9 protein-coding genes are annotated in these 8875 nt (G+C 65.9%); 6 read left to right on the top strand and 3 right to left on the bottom strand.

What is annotated here, in order from left to right:
* Nucleotides 1-565 (top strand): phenylalanine--tRNA ligase subunit beta-related protein (locus ACWELQ_RS28935; RefSeq protein WP_452400197.1); only part of this gene is annotated, 565 nt, incomplete at its 5' end.
* A 72-nt stretch (nucleotides 566-637) separates the two neighbouring features.
* Here the strand turns inward: ACWELQ_RS28935 and ACWELQ_RS28930 are convergent.
* Nucleotides 638-1198: a TetR/AcrR family transcriptional regulator gene (locus ACWELQ_RS28930; RefSeq protein ID WP_452400196.1), complete on the bottom strand. Its 561-nt coding sequence runs from the start codon at nucleotides 1196-1198 to the stop codon at nucleotides 638-640.
* An 88-nt stretch (nucleotides 1199-1286) separates the two neighbouring features.
* Here ACWELQ_RS28930 and ACWELQ_RS28925 point away from each other — a divergent pair, with 88 nt between their 5' ends.
* Complete coding sequence (locus ACWELQ_RS28925) at nucleotides 1287-2000, top strand: SDR family NAD(P)-dependent oxidoreductase (protein ID WP_452400195.1); 714 nt, start codon at nucleotides 1287-1289, stop codon at nucleotides 1998-2000.
* Nucleotides 2001-2459: 459 nt separating this feature from the next.
* Here the strand turns inward: ACWELQ_RS28925 and ACWELQ_RS28920 are convergent, their stop codons facing one another.
* On the bottom strand, nucleotides 2460-3914 hold the full coding sequence (locus tag ACWELQ_RS28920) for a DUF222 domain-containing protein (RefSeq protein WP_452400194.1): 1455 nt from the start codon (nucleotides 3912-3914) through the stop codon (nucleotides 2460-2462).
* 103 nt (nucleotides 3915-4017) lie between these two features.
* Between ACWELQ_RS28920 and ACWELQ_RS28915 the strand changes: the two genes are divergently transcribed.
* Both ACWELQ_RS28915 and ACWELQ_RS28910 read left to right on the top strand, forming a co-directional pair.
* Nucleotides 4018-5343 carry an MFS transporter gene (locus tag ACWELQ_RS28915; protein WP_452400193.1) on the top strand — a complete coding sequence of 442 codons (1326 nt, stop codon included), beginning with the start codon at nucleotides 4018-4020 and terminating at the stop codon, nucleotides 5341-5343.
* A gap of 9 nt (nucleotides 5344-5352) precedes the next feature.
* Complete coding sequence (locus ACWELQ_RS28910; protein ID WP_452400192.1) at nucleotides 5353-6138, top strand: alpha/beta hydrolase; 786 nt, start codon at nucleotides 5353-5355, stop codon at nucleotides 6136-6138.
* On the opposite strand, the gene rho is transcribed toward ACWELQ_RS28910, so the two are convergent.
* Nucleotides 6125-7294: a transcription termination factor Rho gene (gene rho, locus ACWELQ_RS28905; RefSeq protein ID WP_452400191.1), complete on the bottom strand. Its 1170-nt coding sequence runs from the start codon at nucleotides 7292-7294 to the stop codon at nucleotides 6125-6127. The two genes, ACWELQ_RS28910 and rho, sit on opposite strands and share 14 nt — an antisense overlap.
* A gap of 59 nt (nucleotides 7295-7353) precedes the next feature.
* Between rho and ACWELQ_RS28900 the strand changes: the two genes are divergently transcribed.
* Nucleotides 7354-8064: a hypothetical protein gene (locus ACWELQ_RS28900; protein ID WP_452400190.1), complete on the top strand. Its 711-nt coding sequence runs from the start codon at nucleotides 7354-7356 to the stop codon at nucleotides 8062-8064.
* Nucleotides 8065-8102: 38 nt separating this feature from the next.
* A partial coding sequence (locus ACWELQ_RS28895; RefSeq protein ID WP_452400189.1) for a hypothetical protein occupies nucleotides 8103-8875 on the top strand: 773 nt, incomplete at its 3' end.

Raw genomic sequence — 8875 nt, 5'->3', positions numbered from 1 at the left:
CCGGGCAGCACATCACCGACGTCACCACGGCCTCGCGCACCATGCTGATGGATCTGCGCACGCTGCGATGGGATCCGCAGATCTGCGTGCCGCACAGCACCTTCCGTGGCATCCCGGCCGGTGCGCCGAGCTCGTCGTGGACGGCGTCGTCGTCGGCCATGCCGGTGAGTTGCACCCGGCGGTGCTGGAGCGCTCGGGCCTGCCGCCGCGCACCTGCGCCCTCGAACTCGACCTGGACGCCCTCCCGGTCCGCGAAATCCGGCCCACCCCGGTGGTTTCCGCGTTCCCGGCAGTGCTGCAGGACGTGTCGGTGAGTGTCGAGAAGTCGGTTCCCGCGGCCGCCGTGCAGGCTGCGCTCAGCACCCGCGCGGGCGAACTGCTCGAAACCATCTCCCTGTTCGATGTCTACGAGGGCGCGCAGGCCGGTGAGGGCCGCAAATCCCTCACGTACGCACTGCGTTTCCGCGCCACCGACCGCACCTTGACCGAGGACGAGGCCAGCGCCGCCCGCGACGCGGCTGTCGCCAAGGCTGCCGAGGCTGTGGGAGCTGTGTTGCGCGGCTGAGGTTTTCGGCTCATCGAAGGCGGGCTCTGATCCCTGTGGATCGGGGCCCGCTTTCTTTGTGTTCAGGGGGTGTCAGTCCGCCGGACGGGCTTGCAGTCCATCGAGGACGAGGGCCATCGCGCGCTGCCATGCCTCGCTGCCCGCGTTCTCTCCGAGGAGTGCCAGAGCCCACATGAGGTTGGCGATATCGGAATCGGTGGCGTCGGCGCGCAACTGACCGGAGTCACGGGCGCGTTCGGTGATGGCGGCGATGTGGGAAATGCCGCGCGCACAGGTCTTTTCCAGCTGCGCGGCCGCGGCGTGGTCGCCGGTGAAGGCTTCGAGGAGCGCCCGGTCGGCGGTGAATCGGGTGACCATGTCCGCGAGGAATCCGGTGAGGCCGGACCAAGGGTCGGGGTCGGCGAGGGCTTTGGCAGCGACTTCGTCGAGGGCGGTGACGTGTGGCGTCAGCAGCGCTTCGACCAGATCCGCGCGAGTGGGGAAGTGCTTGTACAGCGTGCCGATGCTGACTCCGGCCCGGCGAGCGATCTCCTCGAGCGACCCGTTGAGCCCCCGGGTCGCCAGCACATCGGCGGCTTCCGTGAGCAGGCGCTCGCGGTTGCGGACGCCGTCGCGGCGCATCGGCTTGGTCATGGCAACCATCATAACGAAATCGAGGGGTACCTCATGTTAGTGCTACGCTCGCAAAGGTGAGGACCCCCTCGATTTAAGGAGAAGGCTTGTGACCAGCACACGTACGGCCGTGATCATCGGAGTCGGTCCCGGGCTCGGCATGTCCATGGCCCGCCGGTTCGGCAAGGAAGGATTCCGGGTCGCGCTCATCTCACGCAGTGCGACGCGGCATGGTGACTATCTCGCGGAGTTGGCCGCGCACGGCATCGACGCTCGGACTTATACGGCGGATGTCACCGACGGGGATCGGCTGCGGGGTGTTCTGGAGGAGATCGCCGGTGAGGGTGATCTCGAGATCGCCTACTACGGGCCAATGCCCACTATGACCCGGGCGGCACCGATCACCGAAATGGATATGACGGCAGCGAAATCGGTGTTCGAGTGGGTATGGCCTGCGGTGAATGTCGTCGAGTCGGTGCTGCCGGGTATGAAGGCTCGGGGGAGTGGCGGGATTCTGATCGCCGGAGGGCTGTCGAGTGTGCGGCCCATGCCTGCGTTGGGAGCGATGGCATTGTCTTCGGCGGCCTTGCGGAACTATGCGGTGACGTTGAATGCCGGGTTGGCCGAAACTGGGGTCTACGCAGGGACTCTCACGATCGGTGGGCTCATCGAGCGTGGGGATCTGCATGTGATGTCGAGTGGAAATCCTGCCGTGTTCGGCGATATCGAGGGGCGCACTTTGGATCCGGATTTGCTCGCTGATGCTGCTTGGGAGATGTATCGGGGTCGGGATCGGGCGGAGACGGTGTTCGAGAAGGTTTAAGACGAAGAGATACAAGAAGAAGAGATAAAAGAAGAAAAGATAAAAGCGGCCAGGAGGAGGGGTTGGCGAGGGGGCTGGGTTGGGTTCGCCGGGTGGCGGTACCAGCCGCCTCACCGTCCGGGAGGCGTACCGTCTCGTCGCCTACCGAACCGATTCGTCGAGTGGCACATTTTGGAGGGGGATTCGGACATACCTCCTCCAGGATGTACCACTCGACGGCGGGGGTGGTGGGTTTGACCGGTTCAAGGCTGGCCGTCGTCCGTTGGAGGAGTGGTGGGGGTTGTTTTGGTCTTTTGTGTTGTTGTGTTTTGTCTTTGAAGGTGATGCGTGCGGTCCGTGGGCTGGGATCGGCGGGTGACGGCTCCCAACCCGGCGTCAGCCCAGGTCCGGTAGGGCAGGCGAGGTGACCACACTTCGTCGTTTGCCCTGCGCACACCCGGGTCGCATGAGCGGTTCGGGTCAGGCCGCGCGGGGACCCCACTCCCGGCAGCGTGCGGCGATGCTAGTGGCGACCACCTGCCCGACGTGATGTTTCTCGTTCACTTGTGGCGTGCCCGAGGGATCGATCGTTTTCGGGGCGATCCAGCCGACGCGGCCGCGTTGGGGTGAATCCTTGCCGAGCATCACTGTTCGCCAGCCCTGCGGGCTGTCATTGACGAGAGCGTGGTGGTGATCGCACACCAAGGTCAGATTGTTCAGATCGGTCGGCCCGTTGTTGGCCCAATCATTCACGTGGTGCACCGCGCACATCGAGGGTGGCGCATCGCAGTCCGGGTGTGTGCACCCTTTGTCGCGGGCGACCAGGGCGATGCGTTGGCCGGGGCTGGCGAGGCGGGGGCCGCGGCCGAGGAACAGTGGGGTGCCGTCGGTGTCGAGGACGGCGATGTAGGGCTTGGTGCCTGCGGCCATTTTCAGGGCTTCGCTGATGGAGACGTGGCCGCCGGTGGCGGTGGTGGCGAGGCCGGTGCCGCGTTCCATGTCGGCGACGTCGATGCTGAACAGCACACCGACGGGCAGGCCACGGTGGGTGCCGAGCTTGGCGAAGTCCAGGCCGGGGGCCAGCATCGCCGCGAACGCGTCGTGCACACGCTGGGCGGCGTCGCGGCGGTCGCGACGCGCGGCAGCCTCGAGCACGGTGGACTCGACGACAGGTGTTGTCGTGGTGGGGCTTTCGGCGTCGTCGGGGTTGCACATGCCAGGACGCGCGAACTTCGCCAGGAACCCGTCCAACAGCGCACGCAGTTCCGGTGTCAGCCAGCCTTCGATCCAGCTCATCCCGTCGACGCCGGGACGACCGAGCACGAGGCCGCGGCGGCGGCGACGGTCGGCGTCGTTGATGACGGTGCCGTCGGGGTCGACGCGGGCGAGGATCTCGCGGCCGATTTTGGGCAGGTCGTCGGGAAACAAGCCCGCACGCGACTTCTCGACCAGCAGGTGTTCGGCTTCGGTGCGTGCTTGGGTGGGGAGGTCGGCGGGCAGGTGCTTGACGATGTCGACGATGTGGCGGGCGTGATCGCGGGAGATTTCACCGGCTTCGAACGCTTCGGCGGTGGCTTCCATGGCGGCGGGGCGCAAATGTCCGGTGGGTTCGGTGAATTCGCCGCATTCGCGGGTGATCTTCACGCGCACCGATGCGTCGTGGGCGGACAGGCCGAGGGTGTGGCGCAGGAACGGGATCAGCTTGCCCGTGCCGGAGGTTTGCGGCAGTGAACGATCCGACGCTTCGACGATCAGTTTCGAATCCAGTGCCGCCAGTTTGCGTTTGCAGGTTTCCAGCTGCTGCATCAACGCCACCACGCCCGCGTCGGTGAACTGGGCCAGGCTGGCATGGGCGAGAGTGGCCGTCAGCGAGTCCACCGCGGCGGCCAGTTCGGCGATCCCGCAGTCCTCGTATGTCACCCCTTTCGAACCCATGTACTAATTCTACCCCTCGCATGATCACCATGGAATCCGAATTCCCTTGTGATATAAGCACTTTCAGAATATCTGACGTTTCCCAACCTGCTCCAGGCCGCGCATGAAGCAGAATGCCCGAGTGGAGTCTGATGATGTATCACGCGTAACCCCGCGCAAGGTGACCATTCGGTTGGTCCCGTTTCTCGGCCTGCTGTACTTCGTCAATTACCTGGACCGGGTGAATATTGGATTCGCCGGACCCAACGGCATGAAGGCGGACCTCGGCCTCAGCGAGACGGCGTTCGGATTCGCCTCGGGCATCTTCTTCCTCGGCTATCTCGTGCTCGAGGTGCCGAGCAATCTGGCCCTGCACCGCTTCGGCGCGCGCCGGTGGATCGCGCGAATCCTGGTGACCTGGGGCGTGATCGCGTCCGCCATGGCCTTCGTCCCGAACGGGACCATGCTCATCGTGCTGCGGTTCCTGCTGGGCGTCGCGGAGGCCGGGTTCTTCCCCGGCATTCTGCTCTATCTCACGTATTGGTTCCCGCAGCGCCACCGCGCACGAATCGTCGCCCTGTTCATGACGGCCGTGCCGATCTCCACCGCCCTGGGCGCGACGCTGTCGAGTCTCGTATTGCAGTGGGGCGATGGCGTTTTCGGGCTCCGCGGCTGGCGGTTCATGTTCCTGGTGGAGGGCGTGCCGTCGCTGATCCTGGCGGTCGTCACCTGGTGGTATCTCACCGACAGCCCAGACAAGGCGACCTGGCTGGAACCGGCCGAACGGCAGTGGCTGGCTGCCGAACTCGCCGTCGAGGATACTCAGCGCACCGCCGAGGAGCATTGGAGTCTGCGGAAGGCGTTGACGCATCCGAGGATTCTGGGACTGGCCTTGGTGTACGGCGGGATCGTGTACGGCCTGTACGCGCTCGGGTTCTTTCTGCCGACCATCATCAACGGTTTCCAGCAGCAGTACGGGACTCACTATTCGGTGATCCAGCGTGGCCTGATCAACGCCGTGCCGTACGTGATCGGTGCGGTGGTGATGGTCTGGTGGAGTCCCCACGGGGATCGCACCGGCGAGCGAGTGTGGCATGTGGCCTTGCCCGCGCTCGTCGGCGGCCTGGCGATTCCGGTGACCCTGTATCTGGGGAATCCGTTCAGCGCCATGGTCGCGGTCACCGTGTGTGCGGTCGGGGTCCTCGCGGCCTTGCCGACCTTCTGGGCGCTGCCGAGCACCTTCCTGTCCGGTGCGGCCGCGGCGGGCGGTATCGCCCTGATCAATTCGATCGGCAATATCAGTGGCTTCGCCGCGCCCTATGTGACCGGCTGGCTTAAGGACTGGACGGGCACGCAGAAGGCCGGGTTGTGGGTGGTCGGGGCCGCCATGGTCGGGTCGGCTGCCGGTGCGTTGGCGATGCGGCGCGGGATCCGGGAACGGGTGGGGTAAGAAGGGGATATGTGGCATCCGGCTGACCCGATTCTCAATGCGCTGACCTATCAGCCGGGCGATCGGACGATCGTGGCCACCCCCGAGATGTTCGGGGTCGCGTACGAGGATCTGTCGTTGACCACCTCGGACGGGGAGACCGTCAACGCGTGGTTCGTACGGGCGGCCGGGGAACCGTTGGGGCACATCCTCTTCGCGCACGGGAACGGTGGAAACATCGGAGACCGGTCGCCGATGCTGGCCATGCTGGCGGCGGTCGGACTCGATGTCCTGGTCTTCGACTACCGCGGATACGGTCGGAGCACCGGCCGCACCAGTGAGCAGGGCACCTATCGGGATGTGCGAGCCGCGCGGGACGCCTTGCTCGCGCAGCCGGGCGTGGATCCCGACCGGGTGCTGTACCTGGGCAAGTCGCTCGGCGGCGGCGTGATGCTCGAGCTGGCGACCGCCTTCCCGCCCGCGGCCCTGCTGCTCATGTCGACCTTCACCGGGCTGCGTGACGCGGCGGCCGCGGTGTATCCGATCCTGCCGAAGCTGTTCGTGCCCAACGCGTATCCGAGCCTGCGGCGGATCCGTCGGCTCCAATGCCCGGTGCTGATCATGCACGGCGACAATGACGAACTGCTGCCGGTGCGGATGGGGCGGGAATTGTTCGCGGCCGCACCGGAACCCAAGGAGCTGGTGATCTACGCGGGCGGGATGCACAACGATCTCATCGGGTTCCCGGGCTGGGCGCGGACGGTGGCCGACTGGGCCGCGGGCGTGTTGCCGCCCAAGCGGCTCACTTCCGGGTGATGTTGAGCAGGAACTCGGCATTGCTGCCGGTCTTGCGGAGGCCGTCGAGCAGTACCTCGAGGGCGCGCTGATCGTCCATGTCGGCCAGGGTGCGGCGGAGCAGGTTGACGGCCGCGCGCTCGGCCGGATCGAAGAGTAGATCGTCGCGGCGGGTGCTGGACTTGGCGATGTCCACCGCGGGGAAGATGTGGCGGCCCGCCAGATTGCGGTCCAGCTTCAGTTCGGCATTGCCGGTGCCCTTGTACTCCTCGAAGATGACGGTGTCGGCGAGCGAACCGGTTTCGACGAGCGCACTCGCCATCACGGTCAGCGAACCGCCGTTCTCGAAGTTGCGGGCCGCGCCCAGGAACCGCTTCGGCGGCAGCAGCGCCTGGGAATCCATTCCGCCGGAAAGGATTCGGCCCGAGGCATGGCCGTTCATGTTGTAGGCCCGGGCGAGTCGGGTCAGCGAGTCGAGCAGCACGACGACGTCGCGGCCCTCCTCGGCGAGGCGCTGTGCGCGTTCGATGGCCAGCTCGGCCAGCGCGGTCTGCTCGGCGGGGGAATGGTCGAAGGTGGCGGCGACGACCTCGGCGGGCACCCCGCGCGAGAGGTCGGTGACCTCTTCGGGGCGTTCGCCGACCAGCACCATTATGAGGTGCACCTCCGGATGGTTGGCCGCGATGCCGCGCGCGATCGCTTGCAGCACAGAGGTTTTGCCCGCTTTCGGTGGTGCGACGATCAGCGCGCGCTGGCCCTTGCCGATCGGCATGATGAGGTCGGTGACGCGGGCGGTGAGCTTGTTCGGCTCGGTTTCCAGCCGCAGTCGCTCGTCGGGGTGGATGGGGGTCAGGTCCCCGAACTTGGGGCGCTTGGGCAGGTCGGCGGCCGGGTGGCCGTTGACGGTGTCGACGCGCACCAGGGGAGCGTGCTTGCCGTTCTTGGCATTCGGCTCCGCCAGGCCGCTGATCAGGTCGCCGCGACGCAGGTCGTGGGCGCGGATCAGGCGGGCGGGGACGTGGATGTCACTCGGGCCGGGGAGGTAGCCGCTGGTGCGGATGATTCCCGTCTGGCCGGTGATATCCAGGATTCCCGTTGCGGGCGAAAGGGTTTGGATGTGGTCGAGTTCTGGGGCCGCTGCGGGTTGTACGCGCGGCGTGGGATCGATGGTGGTCATGATGGTTTCTCCTTGTCAGAGATTCAGGTGACTTGCGCACCGGGAGTGAAGATTTGGGAATGGCCGGATACGGCCGATGGCGGTATGGGACCGCCGGTGAATCCGAGGTCTTCCGGGCCGCTCATACGGCGGGGCCGGGATCGAACTCGGGGAGAGAAGAAATCGAGTGGGAGGGACTTGCGTCGACCTGCATCCACGGGATTGCGACGACCCAACCGTACGCCGTCCCCGATCTCGATGCAATGCGTAGCCTGGAACCCATGAGCGATGCCAAGGAACTCGTGGCCTTGTTGGCGCAGCTGCCGGACGCCGAACTGGCGGCCGTCGTGGAGGCCGCCACAGACGGCCGGGCTGGTCTGGCCGCCCTGCACGCGGTGGCGCAGTCGCTGGCGGCGACCCTGGGTCATGCCCCGGATGTGATCGATGTGACTCCTGACACGCTGCCGGTGGAAGGCTATTCGCAGTCTGAGACGGTCGGCGCATTGGAGCAGGTCGGGACCGGTCCGGTCATCACTCCGATACCGGTACCGCCTGCGGGTATGCCGTCCGCGCCGGAGATCGGCGGGTATACGAACACCGGTGTCCCTACTTTCGAGTCAGTTCGCGATAAGGTCGAACAGCGCTACGGCACATCGCAGGGGATGGGCGATCTCGATCGGCAGACACCGGTGGGTCGCAGCGTCGACGAACAGTGGGAAGCGCGGGCCAAGGCCGCGCGGGAACGTCTGGATCAGATTCGAAAATCGATGCACGGCAACGATTCCGAGTGAATCCGGACGGTCCGCCTCGAACTTGATTGGGTGGAACCTTGACCGAACCGCGCGAAATCGCCGAGAAACTGCTCGACCTCCAGGTCGACTTCATCATCGCCGAGGTCAGCGGTGACCGCTTCGCCGAAGTGATCGCCCGCGACGTGAAGGATGTGGTCGGTGTCGCAGACACCATCATCTTCCGCGACGTGGTCGAGATCGATCAGGCCAAGCAGACCGTCGCCAACGTGATCAATCTGATCGGCGGCAGCCCCGTGCTGGGCGACATGGTCCCCGCGCTGGCCGGTCACCTCTACGACGACATCGCCGGCAACAACGACTACACCCTCGGTGACGTGGTCGACCGCGAGCCGGTGGAACAGCTGCTGGAGAAGATCTTCGGCATGCACCAGGCCCAGGAACGCATCCTGGAACGGCTCACCGAGAGCCCCCTGATCGCGACCGTGGCCGCCAAGTTCGTGGACAAGCTGGTCGACGATTTCATGGAGACCAACAAGCAGATCGCGGGAAAGATTCCCGGCGTCGGCTCGCTGGTCTCGATGGGCACCAATGCCGCCAAGTCCGCGCGCAAGGCCGCGGAGAAGGCGGGCGGCAGCTTCATCGGCGAAATGGCCGGCAAGGGAGCGCAATTCGCGCTCAAGCGGACCAACAACGCCATCCGCGAGATGCTGCGCGACGCGCCCGTGCACGACGCGGCCATGGAATTCTGGGACCTGCACGCTGGTGAGCCGGTCAGCGGTCTCAAGGAGTACCTGTCCCAGCAGGATCTGATCGACCTCGCGGTGATCATCCACCGGATCGCGGTGACCAC

This window comes from Nocardia sp. NPDC004722, from assembly GCF_053601505.1.
Note: the sequence above shows the minus strand (reverse complement) of the source record. Positions and strands in the feature narration are given on the sequence as shown.